Source organism: Acinetobacter sp. CAU_H_56 (assembly GCF_058599425.1).
This window is the reverse complement of the sequence record NZ_CM178654.1, coordinates 2,068,380-2,089,086: the sequence shown is the minus strand read 5'-3', so window position 1 is coordinate 2,089,086 and position 20,707 is coordinate 2,068,380. Positions and strand designations below refer to the sequence as shown.

Here is a 20,707-nt window from a genome sequence, read left to right as displayed (position 1 = left end):
CGTTTTGCCCATTATGCGTTAATTTCAAGAAAGTTTTTAAAGATCTGATGACCATGCTGGCTCAGGATTGATTCCGGATGGAACTGCACACCTTCAATAGGTAGTGTCTTATGTTTAATCCCCATGATTTCTTCCATAGAACCATCTTCTTCATTGGTCCAGCAGGTCACTTCCAGGCATTCTGGTAAAGTGGCCTGATCAATCACCAGCGAGTGGTAACGCGTCGCAGAGAAAGGATTTGGCAGATTGCTGAAAATGCCTTCATTGCTGTGATACATATCAGACAAGCGACCATGCATGACGCGTTTGGCACGAATAATATCGCCGCCAAAAGCCTGACCAATACTTTGATGCCCCAGACAAACACCGAGCAGGGGAATCTTGCCGCCAAAATGCTGAATGGCAGGAATCGAAATTCCAGCTTCACTTGGCGAACATGGACCAGGACCAATCACCAGATACTTGGGTTGCCATCGCTCAATATCCTCCAATGTCACGGCATCATTGCGGACTACTTTTACTTCTTGATTCAGTTCGCCAAAATACTGGACGATGTTATAAGTAAAGGAGTCATAGTTGTCGATCATTAGAAGCATGAGCTTAACCTATTGAAATTATCGCACTTAACTGTGCTAAAGTGATCCAGATTGAGCTTTATCGGGACTTATTGCAAGTCTAGGGAATACACGACTAAATCGTTGATTTCATTGTGTGAAAATAAAGCACGCCTCATCATAGCAAAAAATAGCCACATCGGGCGCAATAATTTTTCAATTTTCAGCCGGGTGAGTAGCTCACAGCCTTTTAAATATTTTAAATGTGCGTATAAGTAATTGACTGACGAAAAGTAAGTTTAAATAAATATTGCAGTTATTATTTTTTTAAATTAAAAATAAATAGGTTTTAAATGATTAAAATCATTATGCTGAAAAAAACATCATTTGAATAATAATGCATGGGATAAATCAAACAATAAGATCGACAATTTGAATAAAAGTGACTCAAAATAGTGATCTTTTTAAATACACAAACCTCCAGATACCACTTTGTAACTGATAAAAATTAACCAGAATTAAACGAAATTGAATATTTTTTAAACTAAATTAGCATAAAAACGCAAATCCTCACTGAAAAGTGCTCCTATTCTTACCTAATATGAAAACGTCGCACTATTTAGGTGCGCTAAAAAAATACCTGCAACAAATCTCAGGAAGAATGCTTGAATATAGTGCATTTAGTTTAAGTCACAGTATAATAGCGACAAGGTATTTTTATCTTCCTATGTTTTCTTATAAAGATTTCAAGATTTTAGATATACTTTTAAAAGTTGGTACGCTAATTGCTTAATAGATACCAACTTCTAACACGCACTTTGCGAGTGCAACAAAAAACATCGGAGCAAAATGAGCATGGCGAACAAGGTCCTTCAACTCATACAAGAAAGTGGCGCGAAATGGGTCGATTTTCGCTTTACTGATACCAAGGGTAAAGAACAGCACGTTACTTATCCAGCAGACAGTATTGATGAAGATACGTTTGAAGACGGCAAAATGTTTGACGGTTCTTCAATCGCAGGTTGGAAAGGCATCGAAGCATCGGACATGATCTTACGTCCAGATGCAGAAACAGGTTTCATCGACCCGTTCTTTGCAGAGCCAACTGTTGTTGTGACTTGTGACGTTATCGAACCATCAACTGGTCAAGGTTATGAACGTGACCCACGTTCGATTGCTCGCCGTGCAGAAGAATACCTGAAATCTACAGGTATTGGTGATACTGCATTCTTCGGTCCAGAACCAGAATTCTTCGTGTTTGACGAAGTAAAATGGGAAGTGGATATGTCTGGCGCGCGCCATACATTAATCGCTGAAGAAGCTGCCTGGTCTACAGGTAAAGACTATGAAGCTGGTAACTCAGGTCACCGTCCACGTGTTAAAGGCGGTTACTTCCCGGTTCCTCCAGTTGACTCTTCACATGATATGCGTGCAGACATGTGTGCAAAAATTGAAGAAATCATGGGTCCTGGCCGTGTAGAAGTACATCACCACGAAGTTGCATCTTGTCAGCTTGAAATCGGTGTAAGCTTTAATACCATGGTTCGTAAAGCAGATGAAGTACAACAGTTCAAATACGCAGTTTGGAATGTGGCACATCAATATGCGAAAACTGCAACCTTCATGCCTAAGCCAATGGTAGGTGACAACGGTTCGGGTATGCATGTTCACATGTCGATCTCTAAAGACGGCAAGAACCTGTTTGCTGGTGATGAATATGCAGGCCTATCTGAAACCGCACTGTATTTCATCGGCGGTATCATCAAGCATGCGCGTTCATTAAATGCATTAACCAACCCTTCTACAAACTCTTACAAGCGTCTGGTTCCGCATTTTGAAGCGCCGATTATGCTGGCTTACTCTGCGCGTAACCGTTCAGCGTCTATCCGTATTCCTTACGTATCTAGCCCGAAAGGCAAACGTATCGAAGCACGTTTCCCAGATCCAATGATGAACCCGTACCTCGGTTTCGCGGCATTATTAATGGCTGGTCTTGATGGTATCCAAAACAAGATTCATCCAGGCGAAGCTGCTGACAAGAACTTGTACGATCTTCCTCCTGAAGAAGAAGCTAAAATCCCTACAGTGGCGCACAGCCTTGATATGGCACTTGATGCTCTTAAAGAAGATCATGACTACCTGTTAAAAGGTGGCGTGTTCACAGAAGAGATGTTGAATGCTTATATCGAGCTGAAAACTGAAGAAGTACGTCGTCTGAATACGACTACTCACCCAGTTGAATTCGACATGTACTACAGCCTGTAATTCTGATAAGAATTTCACTGTAAAAAAAGACCCGCCTTCGTGCGGGTTTTTTTGTATGATGTAGATATTAAATAAAGATCAGATTTTATGGCAGCACGTAAAAAGCATACCGGTTTCTTTCCCTGGATTGATCCTCAAGATCAAAGCAAAGGCTTTAAGCTGAATTTTTCTGAAGTGACTTACATCGAAGTAGGGCGTACACCTGAAGGCTATAAGCAGGCTGAATTTGTTGCGCTGAAAAACCCTGAATTAGCCTTGGATTATGACTATCCCGCCAGTTTTTACCTCAGCAGCGATGGATTAATTTTAAAAAAATTACCCAATGGAAAATATACTGTCATTGCCAAGACAGATAATGCCTGATTAAAAAGTGGAAAAGAGTTTGAATTCGACAGTTAAAAACAAGCAGGGACAGCAGATGCCTGCCGCGCTTCGGAAATGGCTCTATGCTTCAGGATCGCTTACCCAGCAGTTAACAGATCTGGCAGGTGGAAAGTTTCGGGTGGAGCCAGTACAGGAACATTTTCAGCGTTTAAGCCTTGTAGATGCGAACTGGATGAAAATGCCTTACCAACATACCTCTTGGGTGCGGGAAAGTAATTTATATGGCTGTGAAGAGCAACCTTGGGTCAAAGCCAAAAGTATTTTCCCAGTTTTGAGTTTACAAAAGCGTGCCCGAATCTTTCAGCATATCGGTACAAAACCCATTGGCTGGCTGTTATTTCAGCGTACCAATCCGCATTGTGAACGTCGTGTAGTTTATCTGGAAGAAGGCTGGACGCGGCAGAGCTGCTATACTTGGCGTGGGTGTAAATTTATCGTACAAGAAACATTTTTACCAGCATTTGAACACTTTATACAAAATCAACAGGCTTAATTTGATATGGCAACTGCACAAGCAATTACCTGGCGTGAACGTCTCAGCGCCTATTATTATCTTTGTCGTTTTGATAAGCCGATTGGCACAGAACTGGTATTTTGGCCGACCATGTGGGCCTTGTGGGTCGCCGGAAAAGGAATTCCTGATCTAAGTATCCTGGTGCTGATGATTCTTGGTGTGATCTTTATGCGTGCGGCAGGTTGTGCCATTAATGACTTTGCTGACCGTAAAGTAGATGCACATGTTGAACGTACCAAAGACCGGCCTTTAGCTACCGGGGTGATTAGTGCCAAAGAAGCGGTAGCGGTGTTTTCGGTGCTGGTAATGGCCAGTGCCTTCTTGCTTTTCTTTCTGCCCATTGAAACGTTCTATTGGTCATTTGGGGCGCTATTTTTAGCCTTTATTTATCCTTTTATGAAGCGTTATACCCATTTGCCGCAAGTATTTCTGGGAGCTGCATTTTCATGGTCAATTCCGATGGCTTATACCGCAGTCGGGCAGACACCTGACTTAACCTGCTGGCTTCTCTATTTTGGCAATCTGGCCTGGACTGTAGCCTATGACACGCAATATGCGATTACCGATCGTGAGTATGATTTGAAGATTGGGGTAAAATCCACAGCCATTTTATTTGGTCAGCATGATATTCAGATCATTAGTACCTTACAGGCTCTAAGTCTGGTCTTGATTGGCACGGCATTATGGATTGAAGATTTGCTTGTTCCATTTGGCCTGATGGGGCTTCTAGCCGTCGCAATTGATTTTATTTATCAATGGTCAAAAACTCGAGATAAAGACCCGCAACGCTGTTTCTGGGCCTTCCGTCATAACCGTTGGGTGGGACTGATGATTTTCCTTGGAATCTTTGCCGCGCTTCTGTAACTGCACCTTGTCGATTCATAACAAAAGCATCCTATAAGGGTGCTTTTTTTATGCTTAATTCAAGATTCTTCATGAAAATCATAAACAACAATAAGGGATTAGAATATGAATAATGTAGTGAAAAACGGTTTCAAAAAAACCTGTCTGGCACTGGTATGTTCCATGTCATTGTTCATGACTGCGTGTAATGACGATGATAATGATTCGTTCCGACCACAGGAAAGGGTATTTTTAAGTCAACAATCTTATGATGAGGATACCTTGCCTGAAGCGTCAGATATTCAAGTCATACGCTATAACATGCCAAACGTAAATGGTGAACGGGCTGAAGCGACAGCCATGGTGTTTTATCCAAATACACCTCAACCTCAAGATGGATGGAGAGTGGTGGTTTGGGAACATGGCACGGTGGGTAGTGGTGATTCTTGTGCACCAAGTAATAACCAGCTGAATAATAATTTTAGAGGACTGGCCAGCAGTTTACTTGCACAGGGATATGTGATTGTTGCCCCCGATTATGAAGGATTAGGTACTCGGGGAATTCATCCTTATTTAAATTTAAAAAGTGTGGCACAATCGGCTATCTATGCAGTAAGAGCCTTTAAAGAACAACAAGGAAATCGATTTAATGGTGCTTGGGTCTCAGTGGGACAATCCCAGGGAGGACACGCATCACTTGCCACAGCCCAGTTTGCCGATGAAGATCCAAATTATAAGGCAGCAGTGGCAGCAGCTCCGGCCTCAAGTCTGGGTTATATTATCAGTGAAGTAGCACCGCAAGCGCTTAGTGCTTTGGTTGAGGCTGGACAAGGTAATGCTGCGAAAGCGGTCTATGCAGAATTACTGGCATATGCGGCTTATGTGGCTGTAGGGATTAAAGCTTATGAACCAGGCTTTAACTATCGCAATATATTTTCAAGCCGTGCAGGGATTGTAGCTGAAAAGGCGGAAGGCACGACTGGAGAAAATGGACTTTGTTTAGGGCCATTGATTACTGAATATATGCAAGATATTGATGATTATCTGGTGAATAATCCGGAAAAAACAGTCGTGGACTATCCGGGATTAGTAGAAAACTTCCAGAATAATTCGTCGGTTGAAAAGTTCCTTCAGAATAATCAGCCTGCAACTGAAAAAATTAATGTTCCTGTGATGATCATTCAAGGTACTGCAGATATGGCTGTTCCGTATCCAGTAACAAATACTTTACAACAGGGCTTGAAAGATATGGGAACCACAGTGAATTTTGTAGAGGTAGAGAATGCTTCACATACCGAGGCTATTGTAGAAAGCAGAACCCAGCTGCTGACCTTTATTAATACCTATATGCCTTCAGGTATTTCTGTCAATCCTTAATCCTAAAAGGAGCTTCGGCTCCTTTTTATTCCTTGTGATGCTAGGCCTTGAGCAATCATTTAAGTTTGTTATAGTGGCTTAAGATTATAGATTATCAGTGTAGGCTTGTTATGTCGGAACAGACAAAACCCCGCAGTATCAAAAAACTGCTTATCTTTGGAACCCTGGCTTTATGTGTTCCGATTTTTTTAGTGACGATGGCATTTTTGGCTGTTAATAGTGATGCAAAAAATCAGGAAAAATATAAACAGCAACAGGCGGATATGATTGCCCGGATTGAAGCACGCGAAGCAGCTGAAAAATCAAAGGCAGAGCAGGAGGCTCAAGCAACTCAAGCTGCTTCCGAAGCTGAAACAAATTCCTCTCATTAAACTATTTATCTTAAATCTCTTTGTAGCTGCCGGATCGTTGGGATTTCAGTGTAGCGTACGACCGTATAGCCGGCAGCAATCAGCATCGCATCGCGTTCCGCATCTTCCTGTTCCTTTCCAATATGGGTTGGATCATCCAATTCTATAATCGCCACCACATTATATTCCCGGTCCATCACCACAAAATCGGTCACTTTGCGGTTAAACTTACTGCGCATTTTCATATTATCATGCGTAATCAAAGCACTAAATGCGACCTGTGCCAGAATGTGATGGTGTGGAAAAGCATCTTTCAGGCGAGTAAACATCTTGCTTTCGAAAGCTGTAATGACACGCTTGGGATAGAATTTCTTCTGGCGGGTAAACAGATGAGGGAAGAGCAGGCAAATTAAGGCAAAGCTTGCCAGACAGCCAATCACAAAGAATATAAACTGACTCAAATCAAACACGGATCATAAAAGAAAAAAGAATAAAAAAACCCACTTCATAATGAGTGGGTTTTTTCAGAATCTTGGCTCTCCCACCTGGGCTCGAACCAGGGACCTGCGGATTAACAGTCCGTCGCTCTACCGACTGAGCTATGGGAGAATAGATTGGCTCTCCAACCTGGGCTCGAACCAGGGACCTGCGGATTAACAGTCCGTCGCTCTACCGACTGAGCTATTGGAGAATCTGAAAGCGATTATAGAGAGATTTAAAAAGGGGTCAAGGCACTTTTATAAAAAAGCTAAAAAAACTGAATCAAGTGTTTTAAAAATAATCAAAAATGATTGTAGTTCAAAATGTTATGTTTATGTAAACCCAGATTAAAGGTAAAGGGGTTTCGTGATTATTCTCTGCCATGGTTGCAAGTCGCTAAAACTGGAAACAGGACTCATATAGATATTTAATCCAAAATGCAGACATAAAAAAACCCACTTCGCAATGAGTGGGTTTTTCAGAATCTTGGCTCTCCCACCTGGGCTCGAACCAGGGACCTGCGGATTAACAGTCCGTCGCTCTACCGACTGAGCTATGGGAGAATAGATTGGCTCTCCAACCTGGGCTCGAACCAGGGACCTGCGGATTAACAGTCCGTCGCTCTACCGACTGAGCTATTGGAGAATCTGATGCGCATTTTAGGCAGGAAAACAAAGACCGTCAATCAATTCCTGTAAAGAAATGAATCATTTGCTTTTTTAATATGCACCTCACGCCTAAAAATAAAAAAATCACCCATAAAGGGTGATTTTTAAAGCTGGAAATAAAAAATTATTTCTCAACACCAGCAGGTTGACCTGCATATTTCGCGTTTGCGTAATCCCAGTTCACCAAGCTTTCTAGGAAAGTAGAGATGTATTTAGGACGAGCGTTACGGTAGTCGATGTAGTAAGCGTGTTCCCAAACATCGATTGTCAACACAGCAATTTTACCGTGCGCCATTGGAGTGTCGGCATTTGAAGTTTTAAGGATAGACAGGTTACCGTTTACTTCGTCAGCAACTAACCAAGCCCAACCTGAACCGAACTGAGTTGCAGCAGCAGTTGCGAACTCTTCAGCGAATTTTTCGTAAGAACCAAAAGCTTCGTCAATTTTTGCAGCCAAAGCGCCAGTTGCTTTACCGCCACCGTTTTTAGTCAAGCAGTTCCAGTAGAATGTGTGGTTCCATACTTGCGCAGCGTTGTTAAATACACCTGCTTTAGATGAGTCACCAGCAGTTGCTTTGATGATTTCTTCTAGAGTTTTGCCTTCAAGCTCAGTACCAGCGATCAGGTTGTTCAGGTTAACCACATAAGTATTGTGGTGTTTGTCGTGGTGGTATTCTAAAGTTTCTTTGCTGATGTGTGGAGCAAGAGCGTCGTAGTCGTATGGTAATGGTGGTAAAGTAATGGTTGTCATGTTTTCAATTCCTTGCATTTTGCTGGGTTTTGACAATAAGTGGCGTTATTGTAATAGATTCTTAGGCAAAAATGGGCACTGTGTATAAATAACAATACAGAATAAAGCCTGAAAATTTAAAGATAAAGCCACTCAACTACTTGCCAATCGTAATTAAATCGGATTGTTTAATTCGAAATAACTATACTCAATATTAAATTGTTCTGAAATAGCTTTAGCCAGACGTTGTACACCATATTTTTCAGTGGCGTGGTGGCCGCAGGCATAATAATGCACATCCAGTTCCTGAGCATCATAAAAAGTACGCTCACTGACTTCGCCAGAAATATAAGCATCACAGTCTTGTGCCGCCGCTTTATGAATATAATCCTGTGCACCACCAGTACAGAAACCGACTTTTTGAATCAGGCTTTTTTCAGCAGGTAAATGCAGCGCATCATAGCCAAGTCTTTCTGATACATAGGCCTTGAATCCTTCTGGCGTCATGGCCTGCTTTAAATAACCAATATTCCCAATTGGACGGCGCTCACTCGGATCAAGCAGTTCTAGGTTTTCCAGTTCCAGCAGGTCTGCAATCGCAGCATTATTTCCCAGAGTTGGATGGCTGTCTAAAGGCAGATGATAACCGACAAGGGAAATATCATTTTGGATCAGGCTTTTAATTCTTTTACCACGCATCCCAGTAATCGGGTAGGCTTCGCCTTTCCAGAAATAACCATGGTGAACCAGTAACAAATCAGCACCCTGTTTAATCGCAGCTTCGATCGCGGTTTGTGAGGCAGTAACGGCACATAAAATTTTATTGACTTCAGCGCGGCCTTCGATCTGTAAGCCATTCGGTGCATAGTCCTTAAATTCGGAAGATGCCAAAGTCTGATCGCACCAGCGGATAATATCGTTTAAATTCGCCATAAAATTCCTGTCAGTTGATGAACTTGCCAATTCTTATTCATATGTCCAATTGTAACTAAAGCAGCACAAATCTCTGTGGATTTTTTTGTGTTTAGTTATGTATTTGGCATTACAATAGGATACAAATTACTTAGTCATCAACGAATTAAAATATTTTAGAGGATAGCAAAGTGCGCCGCACCTTTACATGGTTACCTTGGGTGTTACTGATTTTAGTCATTATCGGTTTTTTGGGGTGGCAGCAGCTGCAGAAACCTAAATCACCGATTGCGCCGGATGGCGTAAAAATGCCTGCTGAAAAAGTAGAACCGTTGATTGATACTTCGCGTTCTGGAGGCGTTGTCTCCTATAGTGCCGCAGTGAAAGTCGCAGCACCTGCGGTGGTGAATATCTTTACCACACAAAAAGTAAAACAGCAGGCGCATCCTTTACTGACAGATCCTGTATTCCGTGAATTTTTCGGTGATCAGTTACCAGACCAGTTTGGTCAAAGTCCAAATGAAAACAGTTTAGGTTCAGGTGTGATTGTACGTCCTGATGGTTATATCCTGACCAATAACCACGTGATTGCACAGGCAGACCAGATTGTAGTGGCCTTGCATGATGGACGTCGTGCTGAAGCCAAGGTCGTGGGTACAGACCCGGATACGGATTTGGCTGTAATCAAGATCGAACTTGAACAATTACCAGTTTTGCCATTCAAACTCAGTGGCAATGAAGTCGGTGATGTCGTTCTGGCAATTGGTAACCCGTTCGGTGTCGGTCAAACCGTGACTCAGGGGATTATTTCTGCGACAGGCCGTTCTGATCTGGGCATCAATACCTATGAAGACTTTATTCAGACAGATGCTGCAATTAACCCGGGCAACTCGGGTGGTGCCTTGATTGATGTTGCCGGAAACCTGATCGGGGTCAATACAGCAATCTTCTCGCAAACAGGTGGCTCACTGGGGATTGGTTTTGCGATTCCGGCTAAAATCTGTCAACAGGTAATGAATGCGATCCTGAAAGATGGCCGTGTCGTTCGTGGCTGGCTGGGTATTAGTTTGTTGCCGACAGAACGTAATGATGTACTGCAACCTAAAGAATCAGGTGTAGTGGTCGCTGAAGTGCTGGAAAATGGACCAGCAGCAAAAGCTGGCATCCAGCGTGGTGATAAAATTATCAAAGTGAATAATGAAGTGATTACTTCTGCCTCACATCTGATTAATTTTGTCGCTTTACAGGCACCAAACAGTACCGTTCAGATTGAAGTAGAACGCGCTGGAAAAACCATGACACTGGATGTGGTGATTAGTGAACGTAAAACGCAAAGCAGTTCTTCACAATATATTCCTTTACCAGGTCAGTAATTTTTTCTAAGAAAAATCCCTCCATGTGAGGGATTTTTTATGCACGATTTATTTAATTAGATACAAAACGAAAATATTTTATGTGAATTAAATCATTTAACTTCATTGAATAAAAATCAAAAAGAGTAAAGAAAAATGAGTTTTATGACTGCAGATCAGGCCAAAATTTTATCGAACGTGGCTAATTTAAATATTGAAATGTACAAGCCACGTTTGGCTCAACTGATTGAAGACAATGCCCGACTAGGCAATACCGCTGTGCTAACGGTATTTCCCAAACATTTACCCTTGGAAGAAATTCGGGGTCTTTCGGCAGAGCTGACTGAGCTCGGTTATAACGTGCGTTTTGAGGTACAGGAATTTTATTATAGCTTTAATGTCTACTGGCTATAATTTTATTAATTGTTCAAAAATACTTCTATTCAGGCATATATCTTGCTGCATTCAACTCATAGTTAAAATATGAGAGTGATATGTCTTTATCTATTCATCTTGCAGCACAGGCAGATGCACCTTATGTGGTGCTTTCACCCGGACTGGGCGGGCATGCCAGTTTCTGGAATCCTCAAATTAGAGTTTTACAGCAGCATTTTCATGTAGTCACTTATGATCAGGAAGGCTGTCATTCAGATTCTGAACTCTTGCCCATGCCTTATTCGATCGACCATATGGCCTGCCAGATTCTGGATTTATTGATCAATGATGGCATTCGAGAGTTTCATTTTATCGGGCATGCATTGGGCGGACATATCGGCATGCAACTGGCGACCTATCAAGCTGAAAGAAAGTTTAAGCTGCTCAGTCTAACCATGTTAAATGCTTGGGGAGAGCTGGATGCTCATACTCAGAAATGTTTCGAGGCACGAACTTCCTTATTGGTGAATAGCGGGGCAGAGGCTTATGTGAAAGCACAGGCTTTATTTCTTTATCCGCCGTACTGGATCTCAACCCATATTGATCAGTTAACCGAAGCAGAAAATAAGCAGTTATTAGACTTTCCACCGATCCAAAATGTTCTGGCACGCCTACAAGCCGTGCAGGCTTTTAAACTAAACGAAGAGCATCAGCAAGCATTAAAAGATGTTCCTATACATCTGATTGCCAATCAGGATGATTTTCTGGTGCCTTATCAACGGTCACAGCAATTACAACAATGCTTGCCGCATAGTCATCTCAGTTTGCTTGATACAGGTGCACATGCTTCCACCGTGACCGAGACAGATCAGGTGAATCAACTGATCCTTTCCTTCCTGATTTCCCCTTAGTCTGCAGTTTTTTAAAAAGCCAGACCTCGTGTCTGGTTTTTTATTTTTTCTAATCAATCATTTTGTAGCGTTAGTATGGTTTTTACTTCGAATTGATGCATGAACTGCAAATGCACAAATTGCTACGAGTGCACTTGAATGAAACAGTATGTGCAAAATTGACTCATAGGTAAAAATGAATATTTTACTAAAAATTCAAAAAATAAAATATTAAGTAATTAATAATTATAAATTAAATATAGTTGGCACACGCTTTGCAATGTTTATCTTGTAAATAAAATTCCCGAAGTGGAATCAGAATTTTGAATAAGTGTTAAAAATAATGAGGTGTAAAATGAAAATAGGTGTCTTCTGTCCAATCGGAAATAATGGCTGGTTACTCTCTGAAAATGCACCGCAGTACATGCCGACTTTTGAGTTAAACAAACAAATCGTACAGCGCGCTGAGCACTATGGTTTCGATTTCGCACTTTCCATGATCAAGCTGCGTGGCTTTGGTGGCAAGACTGAATTTTGGGAACATAACCTGGAAACGTTTACATTGATGGCAGGTCTTGCAGCTGTCACCAGCAAAATTAAAATTTTCGCAACTGCCGCAACTCTGGTAATGCCACCTGCAATTGTCGCGCGGATGGCATCAACCATTGATTCGATTTCAAATGGCCGTTTTGGTCTGAATGTCGTGACCGGCTGGCAGCCACCTGAATATACCCAAATGGGCATGTGGCCAGGTAATGACTATTTTGGCAAACGCTATGAATATCTGTCTGAGTATGTACAGATTCTTCGTGAACTTTGGGCGACTGGTAAATCAGACTTTAAAGGCGAACATTTCCAGATGGAAGACTGCCGTGTGAGCCCACGTCCACAAGCGGATATGAAAATTATCTGTGCAGGTCAGTCTGATGCAGGTTTAGAGTTTTCTGCACAATATGCCGACTACAACTTCGTATTTGGTAAAGGCCTGAATACTCCAACAGCTTATGCAGAAATTAATGACCGCCTAAAAGAAAAAACAGATGTGACTGGCCGTGATGTACAGACTTATGTGCTGTTTATGGTGATTGCTGCTGAAACCGATGAAGAAGCGCAAGCAAAATGGCAGCACTATAACGATGGTGCTGATATGGAAGCGATTAACTGGCTGATGAATCAAGGCGGTAAAGATACGACTTCTGGTACAGATACCAATATCCGTCAAATGGCTTCGAGTGTATCTCCAGTGAATATCAATATGGGTACGCTGGTGGGTTCTTATGAAAATGTGGCACGAATGTTGGATGAAATTGGCGAGATCAAGGGTACCGAAGGTGTGCTACTGACTTTTGATGATTTTATTCAAGGGGTTGAAGATTTCGGTCAGAAAATCCAGCCATTAATGAAATGCCGTGACCATATTGTCATTGAAGATGCAGCATCAGTTCTGGAGAAAAGCGCATGAGTAAATCAGTCGTAACAGCCGATTTTACTGAAAAACTCGGCACAGGAAAAACCCTTAAAGCTGAACCTGAAGCGATCTGTCTTGCACCAGAGCAAACAGCCTTGATTGTGATTGATATGCAGAATGCTTATACCTCGCAAGGCGGCTATCTGGATCTGGCGGGCTTTGATGTCTCAAAGACCAAGCCAGTAGTGGAAAATATTAAAAAGGCTGTTGATGCTGCACATGCAGCTGGTATTCAGGTGATTTATTTCAAAAATGGCTGGGATGCGGAATATAAGGAAGCGGGCGGTACGGATTCTCCGAATTTCCATAAATCCAATGCCTTAAAAACCATGCGTAAACGTCCTGAATTACAGGGGAAATTGCTGGCTAAAGGCGGTTGGGATTTTGAGCTGATTGATGAGTTAAAGCCACTGCCACAAGACCTGGTGATCGAAAAGCCACGTTATAGCGGTTTCTTTAATACCGCGCTGGACAGCATGTTACGTGTGCGTGGTATTCGTAATCTGGTCTTTGTCGGGATTGCCACCAACGTTTGTGTGGAATCGACGCTACGTGATGGCTTCTTCCTAGAGTATTTCGGTGTCGCACTTGCTGATGCCTGCCATCAGGCAGGTCCAGTCGAAGCGCATGAAGCCAGTCTGTATAACATCAAGACCTTCTTTGGCTGGGTGTCAGATACTGCAAATTTTGTCGAGACCTTTCAAAAAGAAAGTGAGTCACTAAAAGAAACTAAATTAGCTGTAAGTGCATAAAGAATTAAAGATCAGGATTAAGGAAAAAATAGTATGCCTAAAGAAATTATTATTCCAGCAGGAACATCGAAACCATTAGCACCGTATGTACCGGCAACCAAGGCAGACAATATTGTGTATGTATCCGGTACATTGGCTTTTGACGAAAATAATAATGTGGTGCATGTCGGTGATGCCGCAGCACAGACCCGTCATATTCTGGAAACCATCAAGCGTGTGATTGAGGAAGCCGGTGGCAGCATGGATGACGTAACGTTTAACCATGTCTTTGTCAAAGACTGGGCAGATTATGCTGCGATTAATGCAGTTTATGCAGAGTATTTCCCGGGAGATAAGCCGGCACGGTATTGCGTACAGACAGGTTTGGTCAAGCCTGATGCGCTGATCGAAATTGCTTCGATTGCCCATGTATAAGCCGATCCACCTGATTCAATCTCATTACTAGATGCCCCAGTGAATATTGACTTGGGGTCGGGAGAACAGCATGAATGCCAAACTATCTAAAATCATCATAGAGACAGTTGCAGAAAATAATGCATTAAATAAGGTTTTGGCGACTAACGCACCAGGTGACATCTTTACCCAGGTCGATCAGCAGATTTTCCGTCAGGGCATGTCCAATCTGGGTGCTGCGGTGAATGTGATTACCACGCAAGGCGATGCAGGAATGGCTGGATTTACGGCTTCGGCCGTATGTAGCGTGACGGATACACCACCAACGTTGCTGGTGTGCCTGAACCGTTCTGCGTCAGTCTATGAAACCTTTAAAAAGAATCAGGTGTTGTGTGTGAATACTCTGGCATCACATCAACAACATCTTTCCAATCTGTTTGGTGGAAAAACACCAATGGCAGAGCGTTTCAGTCAGGGGAACTGGAAAACTTTGGTGACCCAGTCACCTGTACTTGAGGATGCCTTAGTCAGTTTTGACTGCGAGGTGGTCCAATGTTTATCCGTAGGCAGTCATGACGTGCTGTTCTGTGAGGTGAAAGCCATGTGCCAGAGTCAAGGCAATGCGCTGATGTACTTCAACCGTTCTTACTGTGAGCCACACAAAATGTGCTAATTCAATTCAATCCTAATCAAGGAGGGGAAGCCGATGCAAGAAAAAGAAACGTGGTTTCCAAAATTTAAGTCTTACCAAGGCAATCTCGATACCACACCCGTGCAAACAGATGAATATCTGCCTGCTGGAAAAAGTATTATTCTCGGGTTACAGCATGTGTTTGCCATGTTTGGTGCAACCGTGCTGGCACCCTTACTAATGGGGTTTGACCCCAATCTCACGATTTTCATTACCGGGATTGGCACCATTTTATTTTTCCTGATCACGGGCGGCCGATTGCCAAGTTATCTGGGATCCAGCTTTGCCTTTATTGGTGCGGTAGTCGCAGTGACGGGTTATTCTGGGGTTGGAGCGAATCCTAATATCGGACTGGCCCTTGGCGGCACCATTGCTTGCGGTATTGTCTATGCCTTGATTGGGCTACTGGTGATGAAAACCGGTACCAACTGGATTGAAAAACTGATGCCACCTGTAGTGACAGGCGTGATCGTGATGATCATCGGTTTGAACCTGGCTCCAGTCGCGATTAAAAGCGTTTCAGCGAACCAGTTTGATTCGTGGATGGCATTAATCACCATTATCTGTATCAGTGTGATTGCTGTGTTTACCCGAGGAATGGTACGCCGTCTGTTGCTGTTATTGGGCTTGTTATCTTCCTATCTGATTTACTTCCTTTTCACAAACGTCATGGGCTTCGGATCTGCGATTGATTTTACCAAAGTCAGTGAAGCAGCATGGTTCGGTTTGCCGAATTTCCAGAGTCCGGTCTTTGAAATGAATGCCATGCTGATGATAGCACCAGTGGCAATTATCTTGGTTGCAGAAAATCTAGGGCACTTTAAGGCAGTCTCTGCGATGACCGGTAAAAACCTGTCTCCATATATGGGTCGTGGTTTCTTTGCTGATGGGGTGTGTACTTCATTGTCCGCTTCTGTCGGTGGTACAGGTATGACCACTTATGCCGAAAATATCGGTGTCATGGCAGTCACCAAAGTTTATGCAACGACTGTATTTGTCTTTGCTGGTATCTTCGCTATTTTGCTCGGACTTTCACCTAAATTCGGTGCAGTGATCAGTACCATTCCAGTGGCCTTGTTGGGTGGTGCATCGATTGTCGTATTTGGTCTGATTACTGTGGCTGGTGCGAAAATCTGGGTAGATAACCGTGTTGATTTCACCAAGAACAGTACGCTGATTATTGGTGCAGTCTGTCTGATCATGGGCACAGGCAACTATAGCTTGCAGATTGGTGGTTTTGATCTGGGTGGTATTGGTACCGCAACTTTAGCTGCAATTCTATTAAATCTATTCCTGAACCGTGGTGAAGATAAAGAATTGCCAGCATCTGAATCAGCTGAAACCGTAACTGAAGTTGAGGCTAAGCCAGTCGCTTAAAATGAGGAGCATTTTTTGAGTCATACAATTGCATTTTTAGGACTCGGGGCAATGGGCTGGCATATGGCCTCCCATCTGCCAAAACTTGGACATCAGGTTTGGGTCTGGAATCGAACTGAACAGAAAGCTATAGCGCATGCTGAAACTTTTGCAACACAGGCGGTGAGTATTGAGCAGGCAGTTCAGGCAGATTTTATCTTTTCCTGTTTGCCGACCAGTCAGGATGTGGAAGCATTAATTGCAGCCTATCCACCCAAACAAGGTGCAATCTGGATTGACTGTACCAGTGGGGTGCCAGAATCTGCACAGAAACTGGCGAAGTTATTGGAACAACAAGGCAGTTTTTATCTGGATGCGCCAGTTTCTGGGCAAACCATTGGAGCGGAACGCGGTACTTTAACTGTTATGGTCGGAGGCAATGAACAAGCCTTTGAACAAGCCCGACCGATCATTGATGCCTTTGCCGGTCTGATTGAATATGTGGGAGAAAGTGGTTCTGGTTTTGCGGTAAAAGCCGTGAATAATACCCTAATGGCGACTCATTTATGGGCATTGGCTGAAGGATTGACTGTACTGAAAGGACAGGGCGTTGATTTAAGCAGTGCACTGAACTGTATTAATCATTCCAGTGGTAAAAGCAGCATGTCGGAAAATATCATGGCGCAGCGAGTACTGAACCGTGAATTTAGCAAGACCTTTGCACTGGATTTATTGCAGAAAGATATTGGCATTGCTTTGGAGCTGGTACAGCAACAGCAACTGGATTTATCAGTGATGTCTTTGATTCAGCAAGAGTTTAAGCAAATAGCGAAATCTCAGGCCAGCCAGCTGGATTTCTCCGCGGCGGTGCAAGGCTTGGAGCAACGTACTCAAATTGAATTAAGAGGATAATCTTTTCAAACAATATTAAAGACAGTGTTAAAGACGTTATAGCTATAGATATATCAGTTTAAAATTTAAAAAGCCGGGAATTTTAATTCCCGGCTTTATTATTGATAAGCCAGTTAAATAGCCTAAGCAATTCTTAATTCTGCTGATTCGCTTGATATTCCTGAATTACTTCAAGCGCTGCACGGAAGGCTTCCTGAGTGGCAGGGGCACCGCAGTAAGGCAGGCTATGGAGTAGCACTTCCTGAATTTCTTCTACTGTTGCCCCATTATTCAAAGCGCCACGAACATGGCCTTTCAATTCAGTCGGGCTTTTTTGCGCAGTCAGAAAAGCAATGGTAATTAAAGAACGGTATTTACGTGGTAAAACCCCTTCACGTTGCCAGGTCGAACCCCAAGCATGTTCATTAATCCAGTCCTGTAAAGGTTGGGTAAAAGGAACTGTATTGTCTTGAGCGCGCTTTACAAAGCTTGCACCCATCACTTCAGTACGGACTTTCAAGCCATTTTCATAATCTTGTTGTGACATCATTGACCCTCAATTTTATTATGGGTCCTAGCTTAACGTTTTATGCCGTAAATACCATCGTGCAATAGTCGTAAAAAAGTGGCTGAATAGCCACTTGAGATATCCAAAGTGAAGTCAAGAAATAACCTCACTTTGGAAAGCAAAATCCGATTTAGATAAAAGTTCTATCTAAGGACTGGTTGAATGTGAAGGTGCACTTTGAACTGAAGTATCAGTACCTGTCGCATCTGCTTTCGCAATATGAGGATTTTCTAGTTCCAATACTTCCTGTAAATGCAGATCGAAGACATCGGTCAACATGCTGTCATAGCGACGTGCATTATAGTGCAGCAACTTATTCGCTTCTTCTTCATTAATAAAGCCTTGTTCATGCGCATCAGCCACATGATCAGCAAAACTAAGTCCTTTAAATTGACCTTTGTTTTCGGCTTTCTTAAAGCGATCCCAAAGCTGCTCAATTTCCAGTAACATGGTGAAGGTTGATTCCATGCGGCCATTCACATCATCTTCTGCTGTGCTATAGAAAACATGCTTTTTCAGTACCTTCCGGAAAGCGTTATCTTCCATCATGACATTTGCGACTTCCTGTTTAAGTCGGTCAGATGGCTTCGCGACAGGTCGGCCAAATGGGAAACAGATGAGTTTGACCATGCCAGCAGCAACCCCAACCGGGAAGTTTGCAAACAGGTCATAAAACGCTTCTTGAGCGGTATATAAAGATTTCTCAATTGCCAATTGTGCATGCAGACGTTCAGCTTCAGTTTTTTTGCTATGTTCAAAGAATTTTAGGATTGCCGTCGCAATAAACAAATGAGCATGGATATCAGCCAGACGACCAGAAAGCATTTCCTTGCGTTTAATATCACCGGCAAGTAAACCCAGACACATATCTGCAGTCAGGGCAAAGTTAGCACTGAGCCGGTTAATAATCTTGTAATAAGGACGGGTAAAATCAACCGCACTTTGTGGCGCAGCACTTGAACCCCCGCTAAAAGCATAGGCAAAAGAGCGGGCAGTCCGGTTAAAGGTATAACCCAGATGTTTAAACAACATAGTATCGAATGGATTCAGAGCGGCTTTCGGGTCTTCAGCTTGCAGAAGCTGTAATTCTTCATACAGATAAGGATGGCAACGCATCGAACCTTGGCCAAAGATCATTAATGAACGGCTCAGAATATTGGCGCCTTCGACTGTAATCGATACTGGAATAGCCTGATAATTGAGAGCCAGAAAGTTACGAGGCCCCATCTGAATCGCACGACCACCCACGACATCCATACCATGGTTAACAATTTTACGCATGGTCTCAGTGGCGTAGTATTTGGCAATCGCGGTCATGACTGCCGGTTTACCACCTTGATTCAGACCACAAGTCACTAAATAGCGGAATGCTTCCAGCATATAGGCATCACTGGCAATTTCACTATTGGCTTCCTGAACCCCTTCAAATTTACCCACCGAAATCTTGAATTGCTGACGGATTCGCGAAAACGCGCTGACATTCAGATAAGTCATTTCGGCACTAGAGGTAGATAAAGCCGGTAGGGAAATACCACGACCAACCGCTAGACATTCCATCAGCATACGCCAGCCTTTACCGGCATTTTTCACACCACCAATGATCCAGTCTAAAGGAATAAATACATCCTTACCTTCAACAGTGCCATTCATAAAAGGGGAGCCAGGATTATGTCGTGGACCGACTTTTACTCCTTCATGATTGGCCGGTAGCAAGGCACAAGTAATCCCATAATCCGTTTTATCACCGAGTAGATGATCGGGATCATACATTTTAAAAGCCAGTCCAACTACAGTGGCTATCGGTGCCAAAGTAATCCAGCGTTTGGAGAAATTCATTCTCAATCCCAAGACTTCCTGACCTTCAAACTGTCCATAACACACGACACCAGTATCTGGAATCGCACCGGCATCTGAACCGGCCTCAGGACTGGTCAGACCAAAACATGGGATTTCTTCACCTTTGGCCAGACCGGGTAAATAACGATCTTTCTGTTCATCAGTACCGTAATGTAGCAGTAGCTCACCCGGCCCGAGAGAGTTAGGCACCATACAGCTCACAGCAGCAGTGAGAGAGCGTGAAGAAATTTTGCTCATCACCCGGCTTTGAGCAAAGGAACTAAAGGCACGACCGCCGTATTCTTTGGGAATAATTAGTCCCAAAAAACCATTATCTTTAATATATTGCCAGATATGTTCAGGCAGCATTTTCTTCTCATGAATTTCCCATTCATCCAGCATGCTACACAGCGTTTCGACTTCGTTATCCAAGAATGCCTGTTCCTCAATGGAAAGTTTTGGATAAGGATAGCTATTAAAGGTTTCCCAGTTCGGTGCACCCATAAAGAGTTCTTTTTCCCACCAGCTGGTACCAGAATCCAAAGCTTCACGTTCTGTCGGGCTAATGCTTGGCATGGCATCCGCTAAAGCCTTATAGGCTGGCCTGGAAATGAAAGATATACGCAAAGGTTCGATCATGACGACCAGACTGATCAGGATCAGGGGAATACCCAGAATCAGTGACCAAGGACTGATAAAGGCACAAACCACTGACATGACAATCAGGGTAATTGCACCAGGGGTACGGGAGAGTTGAAAAAAGAAAATCGCCCATAAACTGGCAATGAGAAGAAGTACGGCGAAAATAAATAGCATTGTTATATTTCTCCAGGGTCATACAATTGTGATGCTGCCGATCTCCCTAAGGTGTCTTCTTAAGACTTGATCAATTTTTTTACATCGCTTAAGCAACTGGCAAATTCACAATTGTTCTTGTGAGAACGATCGTTATTAAATATTTCAACGATATATTGAAGTGTTTTATCTGTTTTTGAGATTGTTTGAAAAATGCGCAGTCTTCAAGTGAGAACACGCAAAGAAATGTGAAGATAAGTAAT

At 42.9% G+C, this 20,707-nt stretch carries 21 protein-coding genes and 4 tRNA genes; 15 read left to right on the top strand and 10 right to left on the bottom strand.

Going from position 1 to position 20,707, the window contains the following annotated elements:
• Positions 1–11: 11 nt before the first annotated feature.
• Positions 12–596, bottom strand: coding sequence for an anthranilate synthase component II (locus tag AC4MCC_RS09950; RefSeq protein ID WP_491885217.1), 585 nt, complete (start codon positions 594–596; stop codon positions 12–14).
• A gap of 807 nt (positions 597–1,403) precedes the next feature.
• On the opposite strand from AC4MCC_RS09950, the gene glnA reads away from it, so the two are divergent.
• The 6 genes from glnA (at position 1,404) to AC4MCC_RS09920 (ending at position 6,308) form a co-directional block, all read left to right on the top strand.
• Complete coding sequence (glnA, locus tag AC4MCC_RS09945) at positions 1,404–2,819, top strand: type I glutamate--ammonia ligase (RefSeq protein ID WP_419374422.1); 1,416 nt, start codon at positions 1,404–1,406, stop codon at positions 2,817–2,819.
• An 87-nt stretch (positions 2,820–2,906) separates the two neighbouring features.
• Complete coding sequence (locus AC4MCC_RS09940; protein WP_419363433.1) at positions 2,907–3,182, top strand: hypothetical protein; 276 nt, start codon at positions 2,907–2,909, stop codon at positions 3,180–3,182.
• 55 nt (positions 3,183–3,237) lie between these two features.
• Entirely contained in the window at positions 3,238–3,696 is a 459-nt protein-coding gene (locus AC4MCC_RS09935; protein ID WP_419363534.1) for a chorismate--pyruvate lyase family protein, read from the top strand.
• 6 nt (positions 3,697–3,702) lie between these two features.
• Positions 3,703–4,581 carry a 4-hydroxybenzoate octaprenyltransferase gene (gene ubiA / locus AC4MCC_RS09930; RefSeq protein ID WP_491875979.1) on the top strand — a complete coding sequence of 293 codons (879 nt, stop codon included), beginning with the start codon at positions 3,703–3,705 and terminating at the stop codon, positions 4,579–4,581.
• Positions 4,582–4,686: 105 nt separating this feature from the next.
• A complete protein-coding gene (locus AC4MCC_RS09925; protein ID WP_491885216.1) occupies positions 4,687–5,937 on the top strand; it encodes an alpha/beta hydrolase family protein in 1,251 nt (416 codons plus the stop codon).
• 110 nt (positions 5,938–6,047) lie between these two features.
• Positions 6,048–6,308 (top strand): hypothetical protein, encoded by a 261-nt coding sequence (locus AC4MCC_RS09920; RefSeq protein ID WP_004782761.1) that lies wholly within the window; start codon positions 6,048–6,050, stop codon positions 6,306–6,308.
• A gap of 5 nt (positions 6,309–6,313) precedes the next feature.
• On the opposite strand, the gene AC4MCC_RS09915 is transcribed toward AC4MCC_RS09920, so the two are convergent.
• From AC4MCC_RS09915 to AC4MCC_RS09885, 7 genes are all read right to left on the bottom strand, one after another.
• Positions 6,314–6,757: a DUF2726 domain-containing protein gene (locus AC4MCC_RS09915; RefSeq protein WP_004782760.1), complete on the bottom strand. Its 444-nt coding sequence runs from the start codon at positions 6,755–6,757 to the stop codon at positions 6,314–6,316.
• 63 nt (positions 6,758–6,820) lie between these two features.
• Positions 6,821–6,896 (bottom strand) — tRNA-Asn (locus tag AC4MCC_RS09910).
• Between the two features lie 6 nt (positions 6,897–6,902).
• Positions 6,903–6,978: transfer RNA gene (locus tag AC4MCC_RS09905), tRNA-Asn, on the bottom strand.
• Between the two features lie 276 nt (positions 6,979–7,254).
• Positions 7,255–7,330: transfer RNA gene (locus AC4MCC_RS09900), tRNA-Asn, on the bottom strand.
• A 6-nt stretch (positions 7,331–7,336) separates the two neighbouring features.
• A tRNA-Asn gene (locus AC4MCC_RS09895) sits at positions 7,337–7,412 on the bottom strand.
• A 147-nt stretch (positions 7,413–7,559) separates the two neighbouring features.
• Positions 7,560–8,186, bottom strand: coding sequence for a superoxide dismutase SodB (gene sodB, locus AC4MCC_RS09890; RefSeq protein ID WP_004782758.1), 627 nt, complete (start codon positions 8,184–8,186; stop codon positions 7,560–7,562).
• A 153-nt stretch (positions 8,187–8,339) separates the two neighbouring features.
• Positions 8,340–9,098: a Nif3-like dinuclear metal center hexameric protein gene (locus AC4MCC_RS09885; RefSeq protein WP_491885215.1), complete on the bottom strand. Its 759-nt coding sequence runs from the start codon at positions 9,096–9,098 to the stop codon at positions 8,340–8,342.
• Between the two features lie 170 nt (positions 9,099–9,268).
• Here AC4MCC_RS09885 and AC4MCC_RS09880 point away from each other — a divergent pair, with 170 nt between their 5' ends.
• The 9 genes from AC4MCC_RS09880 to AC4MCC_RS09840 all read left to right on the top strand — a co-directional run bounded on the left by AC4MCC_RS09880 (position 9,269) and on the right by AC4MCC_RS09840 (position 17,266).
• Positions 9,269–10,450 carry a S1C family serine protease gene (locus AC4MCC_RS09880; RefSeq protein WP_004782756.1) on the top strand — a complete coding sequence of 394 codons (1,182 nt, stop codon included), beginning with the start codon at positions 9,269–9,271 and terminating at the stop codon, positions 10,448–10,450.
• Positions 10,451–10,585: 135 nt separating this feature from the next.
• A complete protein-coding gene (locus AC4MCC_RS09875) occupies positions 10,586–10,843 on the top strand; it encodes a hypothetical protein (RefSeq protein WP_004782755.1) in 258 nt (85 codons plus the stop codon).
• 80 nt (positions 10,844–10,923) lie between these two features.
• Complete coding sequence (gene rutD / locus AC4MCC_RS09870) at positions 10,924–11,715, top strand: pyrimidine utilization protein D (RefSeq protein ID WP_419363443.1); 792 nt, start codon at positions 10,924–10,926, stop codon at positions 11,713–11,715.
• A 334-nt stretch (positions 11,716–12,049) separates the two neighbouring features.
• The gene (rutA, locus tag AC4MCC_RS09865; RefSeq protein WP_334134664.1) at positions 12,050–13,156 is read left to right on the top strand and encodes a pyrimidine utilization protein A; all 1,107 of its coding nucleotides are present in this window, start codon (positions 12,050–12,052) and stop codon (positions 13,154–13,156) included.
• Positions 13,153–13,914 (top strand): pyrimidine utilization protein B, encoded by a 762-nt coding sequence (gene rutB, locus AC4MCC_RS09860; protein ID WP_491875974.1) that lies wholly within the window; start codon positions 13,153–13,155, stop codon positions 13,912–13,914. Before rutA ends, rutB begins: the two co-directional genes overlap by 4 nt.
• A 33-nt stretch (positions 13,915–13,947) precedes the next feature.
• Complete coding sequence (gene rutC / locus AC4MCC_RS09855; RefSeq protein WP_491885214.1) at positions 13,948–14,328, top strand: pyrimidine utilization protein C; 381 nt, start codon at positions 13,948–13,950, stop codon at positions 14,326–14,328.
• 136 nt (positions 14,329–14,464) lie between these two features.
• Positions 14,465–14,980: an NADH-dependent FMN reductase RutF gene (gene rutF, locus AC4MCC_RS09850; RefSeq protein ID WP_419374462.1), complete on the top strand. Its 516-nt coding sequence runs from the start codon at positions 14,465–14,467 to the stop codon at positions 14,978–14,980.
• 33 nt (positions 14,981–15,013) lie between these two features.
• Positions 15,014–16,375 (top strand): pyrimidine utilization transport protein G, encoded by a 1,362-nt coding sequence (rutG, locus tag AC4MCC_RS09845; protein ID WP_419374430.1) that lies wholly within the window; start codon positions 15,014–15,016, stop codon positions 16,373–16,375.
• 51 nt (positions 16,376–16,426) lie between these two features.
• Positions 16,427–17,266, top strand: a complete 840-nt coding sequence (locus AC4MCC_RS09840) for an NAD(P)-dependent oxidoreductase (protein WP_419374463.1) — start codon at positions 16,427–16,429, stop codon at positions 17,264–17,266.
• Positions 17,267–17,399: 133 nt separating this feature from the next.
• Here AC4MCC_RS09840 and AC4MCC_RS09835 read toward each other — a convergent pair whose 3' ends face one another.
• Together AC4MCC_RS09835 and AC4MCC_RS09830 are read right to left on the bottom strand one after the other, a co-directional pair.
• The gene (locus tag AC4MCC_RS09835; RefSeq protein ID WP_180015134.1) at positions 17,400–17,792 is read right to left on the bottom strand and encodes a carboxymuconolactone decarboxylase family protein; all 393 of its coding nucleotides are present in this window, start codon (positions 17,790–17,792) and stop codon (positions 17,400–17,402) included.
• A 168-nt stretch (positions 17,793–17,960) separates the two neighbouring features.
• Complete coding sequence (locus tag AC4MCC_RS09830) at positions 17,961–20,465, bottom strand: acyl-CoA dehydrogenase (protein ID WP_419363449.1); 2,505 nt, start codon at positions 20,463–20,465, stop codon at positions 17,961–17,963.
• Positions 20,466–20,707: the final 242 nt, after the last annotated feature.